The organism is Mycobacterium sp. ACS4054 (assembly GCF_001667275.1).
Lineage (GTDB): Bacteria > Actinomycetota > Actinomycetes > Mycobacteriales > Mycobacteriaceae > Mycobacterium.
The window spans coordinates 24,712-48,389 of record NZ_LZHV01000041.1; the positions used below are offsets into that span (position 1 = coordinate 24,712).

Here is a 23,678-nt window from a genome sequence, read left to right on the forward strand (position 1 = left end):
CCACCGTAACGGCCGTTCACCCCAAACCCCGGCGGCGCCCGCTTTAATTACCAGCATGGCCAGCGGCGTCCTGAGGAGACAGCCTCGCTCCACCGCGCTGGGCTACGCCCTGTTGGCGCCCAGTTTGTTCGGTGTTGTCGCCTTCTTGCTGCTGCCCATCCTGGTGGTGATCTGGCTGAGCCTGTACCGCTGGGACCTGCTGGGGCCGTTGCGCTATGTGGGCCTGGCCAACTGGCGCTCCGTGTTGACCGATCACACCTTCGCCAACTCGCTGATCGTCACGGCCCTCTTCGTGGCGATCGTGGTTCCGGCGCAGACGGTGCTGGGCCTGCTGGCCGCGTCCATGCTCGCGCGCCGGCTGCCCGGCACCGGCCTGTTTCGCACCGTCTACGTGCTGCCGTGGATCTGCGCGCCGCTGGCGATCGCCGTGCTGTGGCGCTGGATTCTGGCGCCCACCGACGGGGCCGTGAGCGCCGTGTTGGGGCACAGCATCGAATGGCTGTCGGATCCCAGCTTCGCGTTGCCGCTGGTTTCCGCCGTCGTCGTGTGGACCAACGTCGGCTACGTCTCGCTGTCGTTCCTGGCGGGCTTGCTGGCGATCCCGGACGACATTCACGCCGCCGCGCGCACCGACGGCGCCAATGGGTGGCAACGGTTCTGGCGCATCACGCTGCCCATGCTGCGCCCGACCACCTTCTTTGTCCTGGTGACCGGAATCGTCAGCACGGCACAGGTTTTCGACATGGTCTACGCGCTGACCGGCGGCGGCCCCGGCGGCAGCACCGACCTGGTGGCGCACCGCATCTACGCCGAGGCCTTCGGCTCGGCGGCGATCGGGCGTGCGTCGGTGATGGCGGTGGTGCTGTTCGTCATCCTGATCGGCGTCACCGTGGTGCAGCAGGCGTATTTTCGGCGGCGGATCAGCTATGACCTCACCTAGCCGGCTCCTCATCTACGCCGGGCTTGTCCTGGGCGCGCTGATCACATTGGTGCCGTTCGCCCTTGGCCTGTTGACCTCGTTCACCTCGGCGCACCAGTTCGCCACGGGTACGCCCCTGCAGCTGCCGCGGCCCTTCACGTTGGCCAACTACACCGATCTGGGCGGGGCCGGGTTCGGCCGGGCCGCGGCGGTGACCGCCTTGATGACGGCGGTAATTCTGGTGGGCCAGTTGACCTTTTCAGTACTCGCCGGATACGCGTTCGCGCGCCTCGATTTCCCCGGGCGCGACGCGCTGTTCTGGGTGTACGTCGCGACGTTGATGGTCCCGGGCACGGTCACGGTGGTGCCGTTGTATCTGATGATGGCCCAGCTCGGCCTGCGCAACACGTTCTGGGCGTTGGTGCTGCCGTTCGTGTTCGGTTCGCCGTACGCGATCTTCCTTCTGCGCGAGCACTTTCGCCTCATCCCGAACGACTTGGTCAACGCCGCCCACCTGGACGGGGCCAACACTTTGGACGTGATCGTGCACGTGGTGATCCCGTCGAGCCGGCCGGTGCTCGCGGCCTTGACGCTGATCACCGTTGTCTCGCAGTGGAATAACTTCATGTGGCCGCTGGTGATCACCAGCGGCCACAAGTGGCGGGTGCTCACGGTCGCGACGGCCGATTTGCAGTCGCGGTTCAACTCCCAGTGGACGCTGGTGATGGCCGCGACGACCATCGCAATTGTCCCGCTGATCGCGCTGTTCGTGTTCTTCCAGCGGCACATCGTCGCGTCGATCGTCGTCTCGGGGCTCAAGTGAACCGTTCACGCGTCGAGATTGCCGTCACGGCTGTAATTTTCGACGCTTCACGACCACCGCGGCAATCTGGGTGCAGACCGTGAACCGGCCCCGCTTTTCGACGCTGATGGCCGGCGCGCTCGCGTTGGTCGCGATGCTCTTGGGTGCGACCGCGGTGCTGCTGGACTACTCCGGCCAGCCCCCGGGCGGCAAGGTCGTGGTGACGGTGCGAGTGTGGGCCGAGCAGATCGCCACGGCGTACCGGCAGTCGTTCGAGGCGTTCAATCGCACGCATCCCGGAATCGCGGTGCACACCAGCGTCGTCGCGTACGCGACGTACTTCGACACGCTGCGCACCGATGTGGCCGGCGGTAGCGCCGACGACATCTTCTGGCTGTCCAACGCCTACCTGGCCCCGTACGCCGACAGCGGCCGGCTGATGGACATCGGCACGGCCCTCAAGCCCGGCTCCGCCGCGGCGTGGGACTCGGCGGTCGTGGGCCAGTTCACCCGCGGGGGCTCGTTGTGGGGCGTTCCCCAACTGACCGATGCCGGAATCGCGGTGTTCTACAACGCCGACCTGCTCGCCGCGGCCGGTGTCGACGCCGCCGAGCTGAACGGATTGCGGTGGAGCGCCGCCGGCGACGACACGCTGCGCCCGATGCTCGCCCGGCTCACCGTGGACGCCGACGGCCATCCCGCAAACACGGCGGGTTTCGACGCCGGACAGGTGCGGCAGTGGGGCTACAACGCCGCCAACGACCCGCAGGGGATCTACCTGAACTACATCGGCTCGGCCGGTGGCGTCTTCCAGCAGGGTGACAAGTTCGCGTTCGACAATCCCGGTGCGGTGCAGGCTTTCCGGTACCTCGTCGGCCTGATCAACGGCGACCACGTCGCGCCGCCGGCATCGGACACCAACGACAACGGCGACTTTTCCCGCAACCAATTCTTGGCCGGCAGGATGGCACTGTTCCAGTCCGGTACGTACAACCTGGCGCCGGTGGCCCGCGATGCCCGCTTCCACTGGGGCGTCGCGCTGATGCCGGCGGGCCCGGCCGGCCGGGTGAGCGTCACCAATGGCATTGCCGCGGTGGGCAATGCCGCGACGAAGCATCCCGATGCGGTGCGCCAGGTCCTGGCCTGGATGGGAAGCAAGGAGGGCAACGAGTTCCTGGGCCGTGCCGGCGCGGCCATCCCGGCCGTGCTGTCGGCGCAGCCGGTGTACTTCGACTTCTGGTCGGCCAGGGGCGTGGACGTCGGACCGTTCTTCGCCGTGCTCAACGGCCCGCGCATCGCGGCGCCCGGTGGCGCCGGTTTCGCGGCCGGCAGCGACGCCATGCGGCCGTATTTCGATGAGATGTTCTTGGGCCGTGGCGATGTCGCGGTGACCCTCAAGAAGGCACAGGCGGCCGCCAACGCCGCGGCACAGCGTTAGCCGGGCAGCACCAGCACCGGCACCGGGCTCTCCCGGATGATCTTGGCGCTGCGGGAACCGAGGAATACCCGGCGGATGTCGCCGCGCGGCCGGGTGCCCAGGGCCAGGATCTCGCCCTCCTGCCACTCGGCCTTCGCCAGCGCCTCTTTCCAGCTGCGTCCGGTAACCACTTGCAGCGCAACGTCTTCGCTCACGACGCCGTCCGTCTGCAGTTCCTCGAGGATGCCTTGCGCCTGGGACGCCCAGGCCTGCAGCACCTGATCCTCGACCTCGAGCCCAACCTCCGGCGGATACATCGTCTTGCCGCGGACCGCGAAGGTGATCACCCGCATCGGGACACCGAATCTTTGACCGAATTCGAAGCAGCGTCTCACCACGTCGACGGCGTCCGGGGTGGCCGAGTAGGCACAAGTGAGCCGGCTCAATTTGCCTTGGTGCGCGCGGTATTTGCGGGGGCTGATCGCCACCGGCACGGGCGACGCGTGCAGCAGCCAGTCGGCGGTGGAGCCGATGAGCACTTGCCCCCGCCCACCGCTGGGCAGCGAGCCCAGCACGAGGACGTCGGCCTCGACCTCGTGGACAATCTCCAGCAGTCCCCCGGACACCGATCCGTGCGCGCGGTGCAGGTAGGTGACCTCGAGGCCGTCGGCCACACCGTCGAGAAAGCGGGCGGCCTCGCTCGCCGACTCCGCCGCCATGGTGTCGGCCCACTGCTCGTACTCGGCATCGACGCGGGCGAACGACGGTGTCAACCACGGCTTGGGCACGACGGTTGCGACGGTGAGCGAGGTGTCGCGGGTCCGCGCGATGCGCACGCCCAGGTGCAACCCCGAGACCCCGACCTTGCCGGCCCGATAGCCGACGACGACGGTCACAGCGCGTCCCGCTCGAGGGTTTCGTCGTTGAGCGCGCTGTGGTGGCGGCCCCACACGAAGTAGAACACCAACGCGAGCGCGACCCAGCCGCTGAACGCGATCCAGGTGTACCAATGCAGGCTGGCCAGGATGTACCCGCACGCCACCACCGAAAGCACCGGCGTGACAGGGTAACCGGGCACCTTGAAGCCCCGCGGCAGATCGGGCTCGCGCACGCGCAGGATGATCACGCCGATGGATACGACGACGAACGCGGTGAGCGTGCCGATGGACACCATGTCGGCCAGCTTTTCCAGCGGTATGAAGGCGGCCAGCGCCGAGGCCGCGATGGCCACGATCACCGTGTTGCCCACCGGCGTCATGGTGCTCGTGTTCACCCGCGCGAATCGCGCCGGCAGCAGCCCGTCGCGGCCCATCGCGAACAGGATGCGGGTCATCCCGTACATGGTGACCAGGGTGACGGAGAAGATCGAGATGACGGCGCCCGCGGCCAGGATCGTGCCGGCCCAGGCGCCGCGGGTGACGTGGTCCAGGATCGTGGCCAGCCCCGCTTCCTGCTGCCCGGCGAAGTCCTGCCAGGGCTGGGTGCCCAGCGCGGCCAGCGCGACGAACACGTACACGCCGGTCACGGTCAGCAGGGCCGCGATCAGCGCGCGCGGCATGGTCTTCTGCGGATTCTTCACCTCGTCGCCCGCGGTCGACACGGCGTCCAGGCCGATATAGGAGAAGAAGATGGTGCCGGCGGCCGAGCCGATGCCCGCGGCGCCGAACGGCGCGAAGTCGCGCAGGTGAGCGGCGTCGAAGGCGGTGAACGCGAGCACGCCGAAGATGATCAGCACACCCAACTTGATCAGCACCATGATCGTGTTGACCCTGGCCGACTCGCTGGCACCGCGAATGAGCAGCAGCGCGCACATTCCGATCAACACGATCGCCGGCAGATTCACATAGCCGGGCCGCGCGTCCCACGGCGCGGCCGACACGGCATGGGGGAACTCGAAACCGAAGACGTTGCTGAGCAGCTTGTTGAGGTAGCCGCTCCAGTTGACCGCGACCGCCGCGGTGGACACCCCGTATTCGAGCAGCAGGCAGGCCGCCACGCCCATCGCGACGACCTCACCCAAAGTCGTGTACGCGTAGGAGTAGGAGGACCCGGAAACCGGTACCGCCGAAGCCAATTCGGCGTAGCAGATGGCCGCGAGCCCGGCCGCGAGCCCGGCGATGAGGAACGACAGGATCACCCCGGGGCCGGCTTCCGGCACGGCCTGCGACATCACGAAGAAGATGCCCGTCCCGACCGTCGAGCCGACCCCGAACATGGTCAGCTGGAAAGTGCCGATGCTGCGCTTGAGGTGGTCGGCGGCACCGTAGGCGACGGGCGTGCCGACAACCGGGCGGCGCCGCAGCATCTGCTCTTTGAGGCTGATCGACGTGGGTGGCAATGAACCCTCCTTGCTCGATCAGCTGATTATGGGGCAGCCTCCCGCAACGCAGAAGCGAACTGCGCGATCGCCCAGTCGATCTCCCGCTCGCTGATCACCAGCGGCGGCGCGAACCGTAGCGTGCAGGAGTGCGTGTCCTTCACCAACACCCCGCGATCGGCGAGGCGGAGGCTCATCTGCTTACCCGTCCCGAGCGCCGGGTCGATGTCGACGCCGGCCCACAGTCCCAGGCCACGCACCTCGACGACGCCGTGGCCCACGAGTTCACGCAGACGCCCGTGCAGGTGCGCGCCCAATGTCGCCGAGCGGGCCTGGAACTCCCCGCGGGCCAGCATGGCAACCACGGTGGTGCCGATGGCGGCGGCCAGCGGGTTGCCCCCGAAAGTGGAGCCGTGCTCGCCGGGATGCAGCACGCCCAGGACCTCGTGGTCGGCGACCACCGCCGACAGCGGAACCACGCCGCCGCCGAGCGCCTTGCCGAGCAGGTAGACGTCCGGCACCACGCCCCAGTGGTCGCAGGCGAACGTGTGTCCCGTGCGCGCCAGACCGGACTGGATCTCGTCGGCAATCATCAGCACGTTGTGCTCGCTACACAGCGCGCGAACGGTGGACAAGTAGCCCTCGGGCGGGACGACGATGCCCGCCTCGCCCTGGATCGGCTCGAGCAGCACCGCGACGGTGTCGTCGTCGATCGCGCGGGCCAGCGCGGCGGCGTGACCGAACGGTACCGAGCGGAACCCGGGCGTGAAGGGTCCGAATCCGCCCCGCGCCGCGGGGTCGGAGGAGAAGCTGACGATGCTGATCGTGCGGCCATGGAAGTTGTTGTCGGCCACGATGATGTTCGCCCGGCCGTCGGGGACGCCCTTGACCTCGGCGCCCCACTTGCGGGCGACCTTCAGGCCGCTCTCCACAGCCTCGGCGCCCGAGTTCATCGGCAGCACCAGGTCCTTGCCGCACAGCTGGGCCAGGGCGGCGCAGAACGGGCCGAGCGTGTCCGAATGGAACGCGCGGCTCACCAGCGTGACGGTGTCGAGCTGGGCATGCGCCGCCGCGGTGATCTCGGGGTTGCGGTGGCCGAAGTTCACCGCCGAGTAGGCCGCCAGGAAGTCCAGGTACCGCCGGCCCTCCACGTCGGTCACCCAGGCGCCCTCGGCGCTGGCCGCCACCACAGGCAACGGCGAATAGTTGTGCGCCGCATAGCGTTCGACCAACCCGATGGCGGCCTCGGTCCGGGTCGCGGCCCGGGCGTCGAGAATCGTCACTTAAACACCTCCAATGTGCAGCACTTGACCGAACCGCCACCCTTGAGGAGTTCGGAGAGGTCGACGCCGATGGGTTCGAAGCCGGCCGCGCGCAGCTGGGAGGCGAAACCCGTTGCGGCGGAGGGCAGGACGACGTGGCGGCCGTCGGAGACGACGTTGAGGCCGAGCACGAACGCGTCGGCGCTGCCCACCACGATCGCCCCGGGGAACAGCGCCAGCAGTTGATCCTGCGCGGCAGCGCTGAACGCCGGCGGGTAGAACGCGATCGTATGGTCGTCGAGGACGGCCAGCGCGGTGTCCAGGTGGTAGAAGCGCGGATCCACCAACTCGAGTGAGACCACCGGCATCCGCAGCGCCGCGGAGATTTCCGCGTGCGCCCGCCGGTCGGTGCGAAAGCCGTATCCCGCTAACACCATTTCGCCGACCATCAGCAGGTCGCCCTGCCCCTCGTTGACATGACGAGTGGACACCGGACGGTAGCCCAACGACGCCATGAACTCGGCGTAGGCTTGCGCTTCGCCCGCCCGCTCGGCGAACCGGAACCTCGCCACGATCGCGACGTCTCCGGCGATGAAGCCGCCGTTGGCGGCGTACACCATGTCCGGCAGCCCGGCGACGGGTTCGACGACCTCCACCTGGTGACCCAGCCGAAGGTAGGTCGCGCGCAACGATTCCCATTGAGCCTGCGCGAGCCCTACGTCGACGGGCGTGGCGATGTCCATCCACGGGTTGATCGCGTATTCGACCGCGAAGAACGCCGGCGGTGTCATCGCATACCGGCGGGCGCAGGCGGTGCGGGCCTGTGTCGGCGCGGGTGGCGCGATGTGCTGGTCCGTCATAAATCAACGGTATTTGCCAAGGTTGACACAATCAAACGCTAGTCATTGCGTGTCCATGCGCGATTTGTTGCGCTATGCTGCGCTAAGCATCGATTTGTTGCGCCCATACCGGAGAGGTCTCATGGAGCGGCTGGACGAGACCGACGCCCGCATCCTCGCCGAACTGACCGAGCACGCGCGCGCCACCTTCGCCGAAATCGGCGAGCGGGTGAATCTGTCCGCGCCGGCGGTCAAGCGCCGCGTCGACCGGATGCTGGACGCCGGCGTCATCAAGGGTTTCACCACGGTCGTCGACCGCAACGCGCTCGGCTGGAACACAGAGGCTTACGTGCAGGTGTTCTGCCACGGGACGATCGCGCCGGATCGGCTGCGGGCGGCCTGGGTGGACATGCCTGAGGTGGTCAGCGCCGCGACGGTGACTGGAACGTCGGATGCGATCCTGCACGTGCTGGCCCGCGACATGAGTCACCTGGAAACGGCGCTCGAGCGCATCCGGTCCAGCGCCGACATCGAGCGCAGCGAAAGCATCGTGGTGCTGTCGAACCTGATCGACCGGACGCGAACCTGAAGCAGGGCGCTCCGCACCAATGACGCGATCTGCAAACGCAATATCGCCCTGCGCGATTGGTGCGGTGACGTGCCGCACCGGGGCCGGTTTTGCAGGCAGGTGATTCGTCCGTCGGCCGATCAATGGATGTGAGGGATAGCTAGAAAACGCCTAGCGCCCGGTGCAAGATGATTTCTCAGGTGGTAACCCGGGAGGTCAGGCGATGACAACGGAATCAAGCACCGCCGAGGCTGGGACGGCGCCGGCGCAGTTGCGCGCGGTGATAGCCGACGACGAAACCTTGCTTCGTGAGGGCCTGGCCAGCCTCCTGGACCGATCCGGGTTCAGCGTGGTGGGGCAGGTCGGCAATGCTGTCGAGCTGCTCGCGTTGGTACGAAAAGCCAATCCCGACGTGGTCGTCGTAGACATCCGGATGCCGCCCACCCACACCACCGAGGGCCTGGAGGCCGCCCGCGCGATCCGTGAGGAGTTGCCCGCCACGGGGATTCTGGTGTTGTCCGCCTATGTGGACGTCGAGCATGCGATGGAGCTATTGGCCAGCGGGCGTGGCATCGGATATCTGCTCAAGAGCCGCGTTACGGACGTCGCCGATTTCGTCGACACCCTGCAGCGGATCGCCAAGGGCGCGTCGGTGGTTGATCCCGCGGTCGTCCAGGAACTGGTGTCCGGGCGGCGCCGGAATGATCCGTTGGCGGCGCTGTCGCCGCGTGAGCTGGAGGTGCTCGAGCTTATGGCGGAGGGCCGTTCGAACGCCGGAATCGCACGACGGTTGTGGGTCACCGAGGGCACGGTTGAGAAACACGTGCGCAGTATCCTCACCAAACTGGGCCTACCGGAGACCGATGACGATCACCGGCGGGTGCGGGCGGTCATCACGTTCCTGGACTCCCGCTGAAGCGGACTCGACCCGAATGAGCAGGCGCTCAAAGTCTCACGCGATCTCCGGCTGGCGCCTCGCGCCGACGTAACCGGCGCTCTCGTCAGCCTGGGTGAGTAGCCACCGCAGTCGGCGCCGTCCGCGATGGAGACGCGACACCACTGTTCCGAGCGGAGTCCCCATCAACGCAGCGATTTCCCGGCAGCTCAGTCCCGCGACATCCGCGTAATAGACCGCCGTCCGAGATTGCTCGGGAAGGGCGCGCATTGCGGTGACCACGCCCGGGTGGCCAAGGCGCCTCAGCACTTGGTCCTCCGCTGACGGCAGGCCCGTGGGCGAATGGTCGGCGCTCGTGATCAATTGCGCATCCGTGAGGTGATCCGTCGACTGCAATGTCGGACGCCGCTGAAGTCGTCGATAGTTGCTGATGTGGGCGTTGATCAGGATCCGATACAGCCAAGCCCCGATGTCTGTTCCCGACCGAAACGAACCGAACGCGGCGAAGGCCTTGACCAAGGTGTCCTGGACGAGGTCTTCAGCATCGGCATGCTGACTGGTCAGCCGCATGGCCCGGCGGTACAGCTCGGCCGTGTGCGGCGTCACCCGTTGTTCGAATTCGGCGGCCGATAGGGCGCCGGCGGTCAACTGTTCTGGCAAAGTCATCATGCACCTTCCTGCTGCGGCCCGCGCCTGTCCGGCGCCATGTCTACGTTTGCCGCTGGACCGGCTCCCGTCTGCACCGCTGGCAGCCGTCGCGGCTTCCGGTTATCACCCAGACACGCGTGCCAGGTGGCCGGAAAGCGCGAGTCGGCGCACAGCGGATTTCCTGCTAGCTTCCATGCGACGGGTCCGTGGCTGACCCAGACTGAACTTGTGCAAACTGATCGGCGGACGAGTTGCGTGATTGTCGATGACAATCAGGACTTTCTCGACGCGGCGGCGCAATTGCTTGAGCGCCAGGGGATAAGCGTGGTGGCGGTGGCGACATCTTTCGCAGAGGGTTTGCGGCGCGTACAGGAGTTGAGGCCCGACGTCACTCTCGTCGACATCGATCTCGGCGGGGCAAGCGGTTTCGAGATCGTCGAACTGCTGCACCGCGATGGGTCGGGCGCGCAGGTGCCAACGATCTTGATTTCCACGCATGCCGAAGAGGATTTCGCGGAGCTCGTCTCTATTAGCCCGGCTCTGGCCTTCATTCCCAAGGCGGCCCTTTCAGGCGACGCGATCCGAGGCGCCCTCGGGCTGGGCGAGTAACGGCGGACTCGACCGGCGCGACTGTCCGATGCGGCGGTTGTTGAACCACCTCGAGAATTACCGCTAGCCGGAATCCCATGGGGCCGCCAGCACCGACGACATCAGCCCGTACCACGGCGATGCTAGGTGTTGAGGTCGCCAATCGGTGATTTCACGAGCCGGCCGAATCATGCAGTGGGAGTTCAGATGTCGTTTGTCACCACACAACCCGAAGATCTGACCGCGGCGGCGGGACATCTGACCGCAATCGGCACGGCGATGGCCGCCATGAATTCGGTTGTGGCACATCCCACGACGTGGCTGGCACCCGCGGCGGCTGACGAGGTTTCCGCGCTGGTCGCTGCCGCGTTCGCGGCCCACGGGGCGCTCTTCCAGGAGATCGGGGCACAGTCAGACGTGATCCACCAGATGTTCGTCGCTACCTTGCAGGCGTCCGCCGGTTCGTACGCCCTCACCGAGGTCGCTAATGCGGCCACGACTCGCTGAACACGGCATTCCGGATGGACTTTCAAGCGCTTCCGCCCGAAATCAACAGCGGCCGCATGTACGCGGGACCGGGGTCGGTTCCGCTGCTGGGCGCCGCGGCCGCGTGGGAGATGGCGGCCGCGGAGCTGTCTTCCGCGGCGGTCTCCTACTCCGCGGTCATATCCGGGCTCACCGGAAAGGGTTGGCGCGGACCATCGTCGCTGTCGATGGCCGCCTCCGCGGCGGCATACGTGACGTGGATGCGCGCCGCCGCATCGCAGGCCGAACAATCGGCCAACCGGGCCCGGTCCGCAGCGTCGGCGTTTGAGGCGGCGTTCGCGGCCACGGTCCCCCCGCCGGTGATCGCGGCGAACCGAGCGCAGCTGGCAATGCTCATCGCGACTGACATCTTGGGCATCAACTTGCCTGCGATCATGGCAACGGAGGCTCAATACGCCGAGATGTGGGCCCAAGACGCGGCCGCCATGTACGGCTACGCCGGCTCTTCGGCCGCCGTGGCGAAGTTGACGCCCTTCCCTGCGCCGCAACGGAACACCAATGCCACCGGGCTGCAATCCCAAGGGGCCGCTACCGCCGGGGCGGCCGGGCCTCCCGTCGACACCATCGTTCAACAGATTCTCAGCGACCTGAACAATGCGTTGGCGCCTGACACCGTGAATTCCGGGATCAGCGCTTTCGCAACAGTCCCCTCCATCGTCTTGTCGGCATGCTCGACTCTGTCCGGGTCGGGCGCGGCGGCGGCCGACTCCACGGCAGCCGCACTCACCAAGGTGAGCGCCGGACTCAGCCAGGTGGCGACCACGCTTGGCTCGGCCGGCTGGCCTCAGGCCGGCGGTGCGGTGTCCGTGGGACTCGCCCGCGCGGCCACCGTGGGTGCCCTGTCGGTGCCACCCGCCTGGGGCGCCTCCTCGCCGAACACCCTGGCCACCAGAGCATTACCAGCAAATCTTGTCAGTGAGACCGATCTCGGCCAGTCGGCGCCCCCGATCGGCTTGGCAAGCACGCCAATTCGCTCGTCCACCAAAGGAGCGGCGCCGGGTCAGCCCAATGCGGGCGAAGGCACGACCTTGCGGTCGTTGATGCGCCCCGAGGTGCTGCCGCGCCAGCAGTACGTCGGGTAGCTACCGACGTGTAATGGGTGACTCCACCGGTCGAGGTGATCGCGCTGAATCGCTTAACGGGGCGCGGCCACACCGAGGTGGCAGTTGACCAGTCGTCGACACATACTGTCGAACCATGCGTTTCGTGAAACCAGCGAATCAGTTGAGCGGAAACTGCGCAGTCGCGATTCTCTCCCGGAGCACGCGCCGGTGCCGTGACCACATCGGTACGTACAAGCCGAGTTCTTTACGCGCTGCCTGCACCACATCTCGACGGTTGACGCTGACGTTCTCGTAGGTCTTCAACGCCGCTCGTTGGCCTTCGGGCATGTTGTGCAACCACCTGTCCAGTCGGTCCATCAACCCGTCGTCGGCCTCCACTTCCCTCAGCCACACACCGAGCTGAACCGACTGCTGATAGGCGTAGGCGATGGCCAGATCCGCGGTTTGGTAGTTGCCGGTGAGCGCGAGCTCGCTGATCACCCGGTCGATGGCCTCCGCCTTCTCGGTCAGCAGCTCTCTGCGCTCCTGCGGTGGCAACGCCTTGAGGATCTCGAGGTCTCGCCCGATCCGCAACGCGTCGGCATACAGCGCTTTCATCTCCTCATAGTGGAATCGCTTCTGCCGTGACCTCCGGTCGAGGGAGCCCGTGGCGAAAGCGATGACACCCGCCAACACGACGAAAGCGCCGCCTAGCAGTGTGCCCTGGCCGGGAGTCACGTTGTGCCAAAGATCCACCATCCCGGTCATCTTCACCGCCTATTCGCCTGTGGCACAATCTGTCACCGGTGGGCAAGGGCTAGGCCGGTGAGGCCGAATCCCAGGTGCACCAGCTCGGTGTCGACGCCGGTGTCGACGTTGACATAGCGGATGCCCCCGCCAAGATCTCCGACATAGAACTCCGAGTCAGAAAGGGCCACTACCCCGATCGCCTCGTGATATCCGCGAGACAGAATCTGGGCCGGACCAAGCACCGGCTGCACTGTCGACCGGTTGAGCGTGTTTCCGTCTGGCTCGGCGCCGCGGTCGGTCCACACCAATGTCGTTCCTCCGAGAAGGTGCAGATCGATAGGCTCGGGCAGGTCCTGGTAGAGCAGCTCGACGTCGTCACGATGCTGGGGACTGACGCCGGGCGGCAGGTCCAGGGGGGCGCGAAATATCCTGCCCTCGCCGGCTTTTGGTGCACCCTTTTGCGTCCAGTACAGCAGGCGACGATCCAGGTCGACGGCGATACCAACACAATGGTGGGCAATCGTGCGTGCCGCCTCGTCCCCGACCGCGGCCACCACCAGGGGGTGCAGGTCGCTGCCGTCGAGGTTGCAGGACAACACCTGCATGCCTTCCCGGTCGCACCAGAACAGCACGCCGGCCTCGAAGTCGGCGGTGAGCTGCTTACCGGTGGTAAACGCGCCGCGGGGCACGATGGTGACCCGATTGCCGCCGTCAAGGTCGGCACGTTCCAGTGATCCGTTGCGGGCGTAGGCGACTTCCGAACGTGGGTCACCCCCTGGATCGGGGGCGCCCATGTTCGTCCAATACACGTGGCCGCGTGACTCGTCGACGACGATGCCGTCGGGCCGCTCGTCGAGGCCGGTGATCAGGGTTCGCACGCGGGCGCCATCCAAGGACACCGCCTGCAATTCCTGTTTGCCGTCATTGAGCACCAGTAGCTCGGTCATCGGCGTTCGCTCTCGGCTACATCGACGTGGTCCACCGAAAAGGTGGGCACGGCGTCGCAGAGCTCCTGAAGATCCCTGCCTGCCCGCATCACCGCGCCATCGGGCCGGACGATTGCCGCGGTCACCCTCCCGCCCCGCAACCAGCGACCCAGTTGGCTGTCACCCGTCACCGCGATGCCGACTGCTCCGCGGCGGCGGAGCGCCTCTTGCAGCGGGGTGGTCAGCGGCGACGAGCTCACGACCGCGAACCGGTTGCCGATAACCTGGTCGAGGTGCCGGCCGTCGTCCAGAGTTGGGTTCGGGCATAGTGTTCCGCCCAACTGTCCTGGCATCCGGGACTTGACCACGAGCGACGAACTGCGCAGACCCGGGGCGACGCCGTCGGCGGCGCTGGTCCGGGTGCCAGGCAGGCGCGTGCTTTGCAGGCGCGGAAACGCGACATGCCGGACGAGATCACCGACCGCGCCGCCCCCAGTCATCGCCGCCCCTACGGATACCGCCATCATGATCATCGCCGCGGCGTGCGCTTTGCGCTCCCGCTCGTATGTGTCGAGCGCGCTTTCCGGCAGCGAATTGGCGAGCACCCCAGCCACTTTCCAGCTCAGGTTCAACGCGTCACGAAGGCCTGCAGCCATGCCCTGGCCCACGAACGGCGGAGTGAGGTGCGCGGCGTCACCGAGAATGAACACGTTTCGGTCCCGCCAGCGACTGGCAACCTTCGCTCGGAACGTGTACTCCGTCACCCGGACGAGTTTCAACTCCTCGGCTTCCAAGTCGCGCAGCCACGGCCTGATCAACGGCTCGATGCGCTCGATGGTTTGATAGTCGGCGGCGGTCTCCCCGTCGAGCAGCCGGAATTCCCAACGGTGACGGGTCTGCCCGACACGCATGTAGGTGCCGGCACGCTCGAGGCTGCACAGCTGGTGGCAGCCCTCCCACTGACCTAGTTCTGCCTCCGTATCGACGTCGATGACCAACCAGTCCTGCTGAAACGACGGCCCGTACATGTGTGAACCGATGGACGCACGCACCATGCTGTTGGCACCGTCGCAGCCGAACACGTAGCCGGCCTCGACGGACTGCTCACCGCCGCGCACGCGGTCGAGGAAGCTGACCCGGACACGGCCGGATCTGTTCTGGGTGACTGCGGTGACCTCAACGTCACCCTTCAACACCACGTGCGGGTACTGCTTGAGGTTGGCGCGCATCATCGCTTCCAACTCCGGTTGGTCGAACATGTTCATCTGCGGATAGCCGTTGGCGCTGGGCTGCGGACTGCGCTTCAACTCCGCCAGCACTCGCAAATCCTTGTCCAGCAAGCGAAGTCCCAGAGCGGGACGCCGGTGTGCGGCGAATTCGTCGCCGATGCCCAGCCGGGCCAGAATGCGATAGATCTCATCGTCGGCGTGCACCGCCCGGGGCAACGGGTAGACCGACTCATGGCGGTCGAGCACCAGGGCCGGAATGCCGTATTGACCAAGCAGCGTCGCGGCGGTGATTCCGGTGGGCCCGGCACCGATGATGATTACCGGCACGAAGTCCGGCAGTGCCGCCGGGGCGCCGTGATGTTGTGCGTTCATGCGTAGACCACCTTGTTGCGTTGGGTGCCGAGGTCGAGGACGCCGTCGTCAGTGGCCACCGTGGCCTCCACGACGTCGCCGTGATGTAGGTAGTTGGGGTTCTTCGCTTGTCCGGCAAGGAATGTCGTCAGGTCCATCTGGTGCGGGTTCTCGATCCCGCGCGCGGTGAGCGCGGTGCCCACGGGGGTGCCGGTGAGGACAATGTCGCCGACCTCCAGCTTCTGGAACCTCGCCAGCGCCTGCAGCGCTTGGACGGGCGAGTAGAGCATGTCGCCATCGACCACCATGTCCTGGCGGATCTCACCGTTGACCCGCAGCTGCAGCCGCAGGTCGCCGAAGCGCTTCAGCTCGTCGGCGTCTATCAGCACCAACGCCGGTCCGACGGGGGTGAAGGTCGGGTACGACTTCGACTCGTAGAACTGGGCTTTGGTGAGCTGCACGTCGCGCGCCGACACGTCGTTCGTCACCACCAGCCCGTGGACGAACTCGGCCAGGTTGCCCTCCGTCACTTCGGTGCCCACCGGAACATCGGCGCCGATGAGCAGAGCGATCTCCAGCTCGTAGTCCAGCAGCCGCACGTGGGAGGGCTTGACGATGTCGCCGAACGGGCCGGTGACCGAACCGGAGGCCTTGCGGAAGAAGGTCAGTGGGGTCTTGGCCGGGTCACGACCGACGTCCCGGACGTGTGAGGCGTAGTTGGTGGCCTGTGCCACCACCCGGCATGGCGTGGTGACCGGCGAGAGCAGCGCGAGGTTCGCCACCGGCACGGTGTCGGTGGAGGCCAAGGCGCCGTCGATGGCACGGCGGTCGGCGAGCAGCTGCGCGGTGGTGATCGCGTCGGTGCGGATGCGGGCAGCGCCGCCCGGAGTCTGCACCCACCATGCGTCGGCGGTGTGCAGGATGGAGATGGACATTTGCGGATCCTTCCGTTTGGGTTGGGTGAGGGATTTTCAGGACTTGGCTACGTTGAACAACCCGCGTAGGGCGGAGCGGTCAAACTCGTTGTCGTGGCGCAGCGCCCCGAGCATGAGGCCGAGTTCACGGGCCGCTTCACCGGGTGAACCGACACCGAGAAAGTCCTTGCTCGGCGGGGGACCCCACTGATACAGGCCCGACGCCGACAAGGGCGCCCAGCCCGGCTCCAGCGTGTTGTCGAACATGTCGCCGTCGGCGAAATGCTCAACCAGGAAGCCGCCTTCAGGGTCACGCCAGTAATCGAAGATCTGGCTGCCCTGGATGTGCCGGCCGATGCCCCAAGACCGGAAATACCCTCGCTCGCGCAGGTATTCGCCGCCCGCGGCGAGCGCATCGAGGTCGGCGACCTGATATGCGGAGTGCACGTAGCGGTGGGTCGGGCCCAATGCCATTGCGAGCGTGTGGTGGTCGGCGGGGACCGAACCGCGGTCGCAGCGGATGAAGCTCATCACCGGTCCGCGCGCGCGCTGGCCAGGGTAGTAGCAGAAGTCGCTGACGATGAGTCCCAGGTGGTCCAGGTACCAGTTCAGGGCCTCGATGTACTTCGGTGTCTGCAGCACGATGTGTCCGAGCCGCTGCACGCGCGCGGGCACCCGTGGCGGACGCTGGGTCGCGTTCGCCCGCACCGTGTCATGGCTGGCGCCGAAATTGAATATGTGCGGCTGTTGGGACGGCAGCTCCGGAAGCTCATACACGCCCGCGACCACTCGCAGCGGGATGCCACTGGGGTCGACCAAGTTGACGGTCACCCCGCCCAGCGTCTCGGGCAGGGCCCGCACCGTCGCCCCGGTCGCGTCGGCCAACCGCAACAGGTCGGATTGCTCGGCGGCGGCGAAGGCCGGCCCGACGAAGCGGGAGCGGGAGCCACGGCGGATCAACACGCACGGCGCACCGGGATCGCTGCCCCGCAAATGCAACTCGTTATCGGTGCGCAGCACGACGCTGAAACCGAATGCGAGCGCGAAGGCTTCAGCGTTCTGCAGGTCCGGCTTCTCGAACTCGAGCCAGACGACGTCGTGAACCTTGATCACCGGGTTGGCCGAACGTCCCGGGTGTTCCCCGGGCAGGGCACCCTGCTCGCTGTGCAGGCCGTTGTGCGAGCCGCTCAATTGCTCGGTCATTGCGCGTCTCCCGAGAACGTGTGCATGATGCTCCTTCCCCAATGAGGTTTTGCTGCCTTGGATTTCGACGGACACGGTGTCGTGTACCGCATTCGTCAGCAAGCTTGCCGCCCGCGTCGAGGTCTGTCGTTGCCGCTGGCGGCAATCGTCATCCCCTGCTAGCAGGTATCGGCGGTTACAGGCCGCTCGCCCGGACGGGAATCGTCATCTCGATCGCCGTGCCGGCACCCACCGGGCTGACCACGCGCATCTGGCCGCTCAGCGCCTCGATGCGGTCTTTGAGCCCGGTCAACCCCGAGCCCTTCCGGGAGTCGGCGCCACCGACCCCGTCGTCGGAGATGAACAGCGCGAGGCCATCACCGGTGGCATGCGCGCGCACCGCCACGTGGGTGGCCTGCGCGTGCTTGGCCGCGTTGGCCAGCGCCTCCGCAACCACGTAGTAGGCGGCGACCTCGACGGAGTCGGGCAGTCGTTGCTCGATCCCGACCTCGAGATCGACTGGCACCGTTGAGCGGCGGGCCAGCGTCTTCAGCGCCGCGGCCAACCCGCCTGTCGACAGAATCGCCGGATGGATGCCCCGTGATATCTCCTGCAGCTCCTGGAATACACCGTTCAGCCCGGATACCGCTTCCGCTAGAACGCTTTTCACATCATCTTGCTCGGGCGGCATGGATTCCTCCGCCAACCGCAGCTTGAGCCCGAGTGAGATCAGCCGCTGCTGGGCACCATCGTGAATGTCGCGCTCCAGCCGGCGGCGGGCGTGATCGGCGGCGGCCACGATCCTCGCCCGGGAGGCGATCAGCTCCTCGCGCGTGGTGGCGACGGCGGCCGCCGTCGCCACCAATTCGGCGAACTCGGCGATGCGCTCCTCGGTATCCGGCGGCAGCGGGTCGGGATCGTTCGTCGCCACCATGGCTATCCCCCACACCCGCTCGTCGACGACGATCGGGGCCCCCGTACGCGATCGGATACCCAACTGCCGAATGCGGTCGGCGATGGGTCCCTGGGCGCCGTCCCAGCTGTCGATGCGCGCCGCGCGTCGCGTACTCAACACCCTCGACGAAACGTTGTCGCCCTCGGTGGTGAGCCGCTCACCGACTGGCAGGTGTGGCACTCCCGGGGCGCCGAATGAAGCGACGACGACGATCGCCGCCCCGTTGTCCTCGAACCGGAGCACCTCGGCGTTCGCCACATTCAGGCAACCGGCCATCTCCTCGGCGACCGCCGAGAACACCTCGGACTGACTCACTCCCCGCGCGACCAGCGTCGCCACGCGGCGCAGGGCGGCCTGCTGTCTGGCCAACACGCTGAGGTTGTCGGCGAGCTCGCGCAGGCTGTCGCGGCTGGCCCGCAGTTGGGCCCTGGTGGCGGCGTTGGCAATCGCGGTCGCCACCAATTCCGCGAAATCGGCTAGTCGGGCCTCCGTGTCGCGCGGCAGCGGTCCGGAGCGCGACGCCACCCCCGCCACGCCCCACAAAGTTCCCGCCACCACGATCGGAACGGCGACCATCGATTGAATGCCGAGTTCGCGGATGAACGCCCCTGTCGCACCGGCCGCTTGGTCGTGGCTGTCCAGCCGGGCGGGGCGGCCGGTGCGCCGCACCATGGGGGCGACGTGATCCCCGTCCATCGTGAACCGCTCACCGACGGCCGGCGGGTTGGGCAATTCACGCTCGGCGCGCCCGAGGGCCTCGACGACGATCTCTTCGCCGTCGAATCGAGCCACCGTTGCGTTGTAGGCGTCCAGGCAGTCGGCCATCTCTTCGGCCACGGCGTTGAAAACCACCGCGGGGTCTGCCTCGCGGGCGACAAGTTCGGCCACCCGGCGCAATGCCGTCTGCTGCCGGGCCAGCTTCCGCAAGCTGTCGCGGCTGGCATCGAGCTGTTCTCGCGCCGCCATGTTGGACAGCGCGGTCGCCACCAGTTCGGCGAAATCGGCCATGCGAGCTTCGGTATCGGCCGGCAGTGGCGCGGTTGGCGACGCCACCGCGGCAACGCCCCACAGCCGCCCGCCCACCACGATGGGCACGCCCACCATGGCCTTGATGCCGATGCCGCGAATGCGGGCTGCCGCCGCACCGGCCACCTGGTCGTGGCTGTCCACCCTGGCGGGCCGGCCGGTGCGCCGAATGATCGCCGCGACATGATCACCGTCCAGCGGGAACCGATCACCGACCACCGGCGGATTTGGCAACTGCGGTTCCGGTCGGCCAATCGCGGCGATGACGATGTCGTCGCCGTCGTAGCGAGCCACGGTAGCGTTGTGTGCTCCCAGGCAATCGGCCATCTCTTCGGCCACCGCGTTGAACACGACCGCGGGGTCCGCCTCGCGGGCGACAAGTTCGGCCACCCGGCGCAGGGCCGTCTGCTGCCGAGCGAGTTCACGCAGACTGTTGCGGCTCGCCTGCATCTCAGCCCGGGCGGGCGTCAACAGCCGCCGCAGCCGCGCAGCGGTCCGTCGCGGGCCACCCATGGGGTTGGCGCCCGCGAATAATCGCCTCGGGAAGTCTCCCGCGCCCGGATGATGCCGGAGCGACACCTTGTCAGTATCTATCTTCTGGGCGCGGAGTAAACCCCTTCCACACGCCTGGCACCGTGCCCGCCGCGACACATCCGGTCGGCATCATCGCACGGCGGCTCCCTTGTTGCTAATACCTTTGCACCCCAATATGTTTCGCTGAAGGCCGGGCACTGGCCCCGGCCATCGTGCGCCAAGCGCGACCGCCGACACGTCGCAATACAACGCGGGCTGACGATCGTCGAGCTCGGCGGCTCGGGGCCGCATTACTTGCTGGCGGTAATGGCCGTTTGGTGGTGGCCGTAACGACATGCCTTCGCCGTGTCCGCATGCTGTTAACAGAACCGCGACAGCAGGGCCTGCCGCGTAATCGCTTCGAAATAGCTGTTTTTCACCGATGAGACACAGCATCAAGAGTGAATTCCCTGCTGGGGTAGAACGATGGAGGACACCATGGCATACCGGACCGTCAACCCGTACAACAACGAGGTCGTCGCGACGTTCAACGACCTTACCGACGCGGAGGCGATGAACCTTCTCGACCAGGCGCAGAAGACCTTTGAGTCGTGGAGCCAGACGTCGTACGCCGAGCGCGCCGAGTTGTGCCAGCGTGCCGCCGCCGTCCTCACCGAGCGGCCCGACGAGTTCGCCCGCCTGCTGACGCTGGAGATGGGCAAGCTGTACAAGGAGGCCCTCGGCGAGGTGGCGTTGAGCGCACACATCTTCGCCTACTACGCGGACAACGCGGAGAAGTTCCTCGCGCCCGAGCGCATCGACACGCTCAGCGTCAACGACAACGCGATGCTCGTCAGCCAGCCGCTCGGGGTGATCCTGGGCGTGCAGCCGTGGAACTTCCCCTTCTACCAGCTGGCGCGCGTGGCGGCCCCGAACCTGATGGCCGGCAACGTGGTCATGGTCAAGCACGCCTCCAATGTCCCCCAGGCCGCCGCCGCCTTCGAGCGGTTGCTGCTCGAGGCGGGTTTCCCCGAGGGCGCCTACACGAACCTGTTCGCAACCAAGGAGCAGATCAACCTGCTGATCGACGACCCGCGTGTGCGCGGTGTGTCGCTAACCGGCAGCGAGGGCGCCGGCAGCGTGGTCGCGGCCCGGGCCGGAAAGAACCTCAAGAAGTCCACCATGGAGCTGGGCGGCTCGGACGCGCTGATCGTGCTGGACGACGCCGACCTGGACAAGACCGTCCCGTGGGCGGTGTGGGGTCGGATGAACAACGGCGGTCAGTGCTGCGTCGCCGCCAAGCGGATCATCGTGGCCGACGAGATCGCCGATGAGTTCATGGAGAGGTTCAAGGCCGCACTCGCCGAGCTCAAGGCCGGTGACCCCTTCGACGAGACGACGACCCTGCCGCCGATGTCAAGCCAGGGCGCGGCCGACGAGCTCAACGACAAGATCAAGGCGGCGGTCGAGGCCGGCGCGACGGCCATCCCGCTCGGTGAGCCGGTGCCGACCACGGGTGCGTTCGTGCAGCCGACCATCCTGACTGGCCTGACGCCCGACAACCCCGCGTACTACCAGGAGTTCTTCGGGCCGGTCGCACTGTTCTTCCGCGCCACCAGCGAGGACGACGCCGTGCGGCTGGCAAACGACTCGCGCTTCGGGCTCGGCGGTTCGGTGTTCACCCAGGACCCCGAGCGTGGGGTTGAGGTGGCCAAGCGGATCGAGACCGGCATGGTGTTCGTCAACCACCCCACCTGGACCAAGCCGGATCTGCCTTTCGGCGGAGTCAAGCTGTCCGGCTATGGGCACGAACTCTCCGGCATCGGCATCGCGGAGTTCGTCAACAAGAAGTTGATCAACGTCGTGCCGATCGACGCGCCCGAGTAGACCAATTCCCGAGTGGCTCAACGCAAAAGGAAGGCAATCATGGCTGACTTCACCGTGGGGAAGTACCTCGCGAAACGGTTCGAGCAGATCGGGCTGAAGCACTACTTCATGGTCCCCGGCGACTACAACCTCGTCCTGCTCGACGAGCTGCTGGAGAACGAGAACGTCGAGCAGATCGGTTGTTGCAACGAACTCAACGCCGCCTACGCCGCCGAGGGCTACGCCCGGGTGAACGGGGTCGGCGCCGTGCTCACCACGTTCAACGTCGGGGCGTACTCCGCGCTGAACGGGGTGGCCGGCGCCCACGCCGAACGCCTGCCGGTGATCATGGTGTCGTCGAGCCCCAACACCAACGACGCGGGTGAAAATCACATCCTGCACCACACGGTTGGCACGCACGACTTCACCGCGCAATATGAGGTGTTCCGTCAGGTCACGTGCGCGGCGGTGCGCATCCAGCACCCCGACAACGCGCCCGCCATGATCGACTACGCGATCAGCACCGCGCTGCGCGAGCGCAAGCCCGCCTACATCGAGATTCCGTGCAACCTGTCGGCCGCGCCATGTGCCGCTCCGGCTCCGTTCGCGGAGTTGCCCGACTGGCAGCCAAGCAACGCGCGCACGCTCGCCGACGCCGTCGCGCGGGCCACCGACCTAATCGCCCAGGCGAAGAAGCCGATCCTGCTGGCCGGGGTGCACCTGCGCTCCTACGGCGCCATCGACGCCTTCCGCGAGCTGGCCGAGGCGCTGGGCTGCGCGGTGGCGGTGATGCCGAACGCGAAAGGATTCTTCCCCGAGGATCACCCGCAATACGCCGGGATCTACTGGGGTGAGGTGAGCAGCCCGCAGTGCCAGGCCATCGTCGACTGGTCCGACCTGATCGTGGCCGCCGGTCCGGTGTTCAACGACTACACCACGGTTGGCTACAGCGCGTTGCCGCCGCGGAAGCGCATGATCAACGCCGAACCCCGGGTCGTGCGGTTCCCCGACGCGGAGTTCACCGGAGTGGCGCTGGCCGACTTCCTGTCCGACCTCGCAAAGAAGGTGCAAGCCAACGACGCGACCCTGACGCAGTACAAGCGCCTCAGGGGGACGGCAGCGGTGGCGCCCCGGCCGGCGGCCGACGACCCGTCGGCGCCGCTGAGCCGGGTCGAGATGTGGCGCCAGATCGAGGAAGAGCTGGACTCCAACACCACCCTGTTGGTGGAGACCGGTGACTCCTGGCTCAACGGCATGTACACGCGACTGCCCGGTGGCGCCCGGTTCGAGATCGAGATGCAGTGGGGCTCGATCGGCTGGTCCGTGCCCGCCAGCTTCGGCTACGCGATGGGGCTCGAGGACGACCGTCGGCTGGTCTCGGTCATCGGCGACGGATCATTTCAACTGACGGCCCAAGAGGTCTCGAACATGATCCGCCACCGGCAGGAGATCGTGATCTTTCTGGTCAACAACCGCGGGTACGTGATCGAGTCGGCAATCCACGACGGTCCCTACAACTACTACAAGAATTGGGATTACGCCGGGCTGGTCGACGTGTTCAACGCCGAGGACGGCGGCGGCCTGGGGCTGAAGGCAACCACCGCAGCGGAATTGGCCGAGGCGATCGAGAAAGCACGCGCCCACAAGGGCGGTCCGGTGCTGATCGAGTGCGAGATCCCCAACGACGACGCCAGTCCCGAGCTGATCTCGTGGGGATCGAAAGTGGCGCGGGTCAATTCGCGCCCGGACCCGCGGTTCTGACGAACGAGCTGACGCGAGATGCTCGCCGATAGGTGAGTCGACCGGCAGCACGCCGCAACGCGCATGATGCTGCCGGTCCCTCACCGCGGCATGTGTAGGTCGGCGCGAGCGCAGCGTTTAGCACGGCCGAAGGCGACCTCACTTACTTTCGCAGGCTCTTAGACTCACCGATCTCCATGGTGCCCGGATGAGACACCAGCACGTAACCGGCGCAGCCCCAAACAATCGGAACGATCGCGAACAGGCCGTACATCGCTGTCATGACGTCCCCTTTTGTCAGGTGCAAGAGCCTTGCGCATCCTGCTCGATGCCTTTCAGACTCGCCCTCTGCGACAGCGATGTCGCCGCGGCTAACCCCCAT

Annotated in this window: 21 protein-coding genes; 10 read left to right on the forward strand and 11 right to left on the reverse strand. The window is 66.8% G+C overall.

What is annotated here, in order from left to right:
* Nucleotides 1-70: 70 nt before the first annotated feature.
* From A5730_RS09090 to A5730_RS09100, 3 genes are all read left to right on the forward strand, one after another.
* The gene (locus tag A5730_RS09090) at nt 71-940 is read left to right on the forward strand and encodes a carbohydrate ABC transporter permease (protein WP_156745759.1); all 870 of its coding nucleotides are present in this window, start codon (nt 71-73) and stop codon (nt 938-940) included.
* Complete coding sequence (locus A5730_RS09095) at nt 927-1,742, forward strand: carbohydrate ABC transporter permease (RefSeq protein ID WP_067898565.1); 816 nt, start codon at nt 927-929, stop codon at nt 1,740-1,742. Before A5730_RS09090 ends, A5730_RS09095 begins: the two co-directional genes overlap by 14 nt.
* A gap of 79 nt (nt 1,743-1,821) precedes the next feature.
* Entirely contained in the window at nt 1,822-3,159 is a 1,338-nt protein-coding gene (locus A5730_RS09100; RefSeq protein ID WP_067899529.1) for a sugar ABC transporter substrate-binding protein, read from the forward strand.
* On the opposite strand, the gene A5730_RS09105 is transcribed toward A5730_RS09100, so the two are convergent.
* The 4 genes from A5730_RS09105 to ddaH are packed head-to-tail and all read right to left on the reverse strand — an operon-like array spanning nt 3,156 to nt 7,577.
* Nucleotides 3,156-4,034: a universal stress protein gene (locus A5730_RS09105; RefSeq protein ID WP_067898568.1), complete on the reverse strand. Its 879-nt coding sequence runs from the start codon at nt 4,032-4,034 to the stop codon at nt 3,156-3,158. The genes A5730_RS09100 and A5730_RS09105 overlap by 4 nt on opposite strands.
* The gene (locus A5730_RS09110) at nt 4,031-5,476 is read right to left on the reverse strand and encodes an amino acid permease (protein WP_156745743.1); all 1,446 of its coding nucleotides are present in this window, start codon (nt 5,474-5,476) and stop codon (nt 4,031-4,033) included. The genes A5730_RS09105 and A5730_RS09110 overlap by 4 nt, the downstream gene beginning before the upstream one ends.
* A 26-nt stretch (nt 5,477-5,502) precedes the next feature.
* Nucleotides 5,503-6,738 carry an ornithine--oxo-acid transaminase gene (gene rocD, locus A5730_RS09115; RefSeq protein ID WP_067898571.1) on the reverse strand — a complete coding sequence of 412 codons (1,236 nt, stop codon included), beginning with the start codon at nt 6,736-6,738 and terminating at the stop codon, nt 5,503-5,505.
* A complete protein-coding gene (ddaH, locus tag A5730_RS09120) occupies nt 6,735-7,577 on the reverse strand; it encodes a dimethylargininase (protein ID WP_067898574.1) in 843 nt (280 codons plus the stop codon). The genes rocD and ddaH overlap by 4 nt, the downstream gene beginning before the upstream one ends.
* A 121-nt stretch (nt 7,578-7,698) precedes the next feature.
* On the opposite strand from ddaH, the gene A5730_RS09125 reads away from it, so the two are divergent.
* Nucleotides 7,699-8,145, forward strand: a complete 447-nt coding sequence (locus A5730_RS09125) for an Lrp/AsnC family transcriptional regulator (RefSeq protein WP_067898577.1) — start codon at nt 7,699-7,701, stop codon at nt 8,143-8,145.
* 202 nt (nt 8,146-8,347) lie between these two features.
* Entirely contained in the window at nt 8,348-9,040 is a 693-nt protein-coding gene (locus A5730_RS09130; protein WP_055404972.1) for a response regulator transcription factor, read from the forward strand.
* Nucleotides 9,041-9,076: 36 nt separating this feature from the next.
* On the opposite strand, the gene A5730_RS09135 is transcribed toward A5730_RS09130, so the two are convergent.
* Nucleotides 9,077-9,679, reverse strand: a complete 603-nt coding sequence (locus A5730_RS09135; protein WP_197506219.1) for a sigma-70 family RNA polymerase sigma factor — start codon at nt 9,677-9,679, stop codon at nt 9,077-9,079.
* A gap of 243 nt (nt 9,680-9,922) precedes the next feature.
* Between A5730_RS09135 and A5730_RS25130 the strand changes: the two genes are divergently transcribed.
* The 3 genes from A5730_RS25130 (at nt 9,923) to A5730_RS09150 (ending at nt 11,883) form a co-directional block, all read left to right on the forward strand.
* On the forward strand, nt 9,923-10,276 hold the full coding sequence (locus A5730_RS25130) for a response regulator (protein WP_231994654.1): 354 nt from the start codon (nt 9,923-9,925) through the stop codon (nt 10,274-10,276).
* 186 nt (nt 10,277-10,462) lie between these two features.
* On the forward strand, nt 10,463-10,762 hold the full coding sequence (locus tag A5730_RS09145; protein WP_067899536.1) for a PE family protein: 300 nt from the start codon (nt 10,463-10,465) through the stop codon (nt 10,760-10,762).
* A 14-nt stretch (nt 10,763-10,776) separates the two neighbouring features.
* Nucleotides 10,777-11,883: a PPE family protein gene (locus A5730_RS09150; RefSeq protein ID WP_067898583.1), complete on the forward strand. Its 1,107-nt coding sequence runs from the start codon at nt 10,777-10,779 to the stop codon at nt 11,881-11,883.
* 138 nt (nt 11,884-12,021) lie between these two features.
* On the opposite strand, the gene A5730_RS09155 is transcribed toward A5730_RS09150, so the two are convergent.
* The 6 genes from A5730_RS09155 to A5730_RS09180 form a co-directional block, all read right to left on the reverse strand.
* Nucleotides 12,022-12,612, reverse strand: a complete 591-nt coding sequence (locus A5730_RS09155) for a hypothetical protein (RefSeq protein ID WP_156745744.1) — start codon at nt 12,610-12,612, stop codon at nt 12,022-12,024.
* Between the two features lie 32 nt (nt 12,613-12,644).
* The gene (locus A5730_RS09160; RefSeq protein WP_231994655.1) at nt 12,645-13,526 is read right to left on the reverse strand and encodes a hypothetical protein; all 882 of its coding nucleotides are present in this window, start codon (nt 13,524-13,526) and stop codon (nt 12,645-12,647) included.
* A gap of 11 nt (nt 13,527-13,537) precedes the next feature.
* Nucleotides 13,538-15,121, reverse strand: a complete 1,584-nt coding sequence (locus A5730_RS09165; protein WP_067898592.1) for a bifunctional 3-(3-hydroxy-phenyl)propionate/3-hydroxycinnamic acid hydroxylase — start codon at nt 15,119-15,121, stop codon at nt 13,538-13,540.
* Nucleotides 15,118-16,035 carry a fumarylacetoacetate hydrolase family protein gene (locus A5730_RS09170; protein ID WP_067898595.1) on the reverse strand — a complete coding sequence of 306 codons (918 nt, stop codon included), beginning with the start codon at nt 16,033-16,035 and terminating at the stop codon, nt 15,118-15,120. The genes A5730_RS09165 and A5730_RS09170 overlap by 4 nt, the downstream gene beginning before the upstream one ends.
* 36 nt (nt 16,036-16,071) lie before the next feature.
* On the reverse strand, nt 16,072-17,217 hold the full coding sequence (locus tag A5730_RS09175) for a VOC family protein (RefSeq protein WP_067898598.1): 1,146 nt from the start codon (nt 17,215-17,217) through the stop codon (nt 16,072-16,074).
* Between the two features lie 175 nt (nt 17,218-17,392).
* Nucleotides 17,393-19,690: a GAF domain-containing sensor histidine kinase gene (locus A5730_RS09180; RefSeq protein ID WP_082946773.1), complete on the reverse strand. Its 2,298-nt coding sequence runs from the start codon at nt 19,688-19,690 to the stop codon at nt 17,393-17,395.
* A 498-nt stretch (nt 19,691-20,188) separates the two neighbouring features.
* Between A5730_RS09180 and A5730_RS09185 the strand changes: the two genes are divergently transcribed.
* Nucleotides 20,189-21,577, forward strand: a complete 1,389-nt coding sequence (locus A5730_RS09185; protein WP_067899540.1) for an NAD-dependent succinate-semialdehyde dehydrogenase — start codon at nt 20,189-20,191, stop codon at nt 21,575-21,577.
* A gap of 39 nt (nt 21,578-21,616) precedes the next feature.
* Nucleotides 21,617-23,317 (forward strand): alpha-keto acid decarboxylase family protein, encoded by a 1,701-nt coding sequence (locus A5730_RS09190; protein WP_067899551.1) that lies wholly within the window; start codon nt 21,617-21,619, stop codon nt 23,315-23,317.
* Nucleotides 23,318-23,678: the final 361 nt, after the last annotated feature.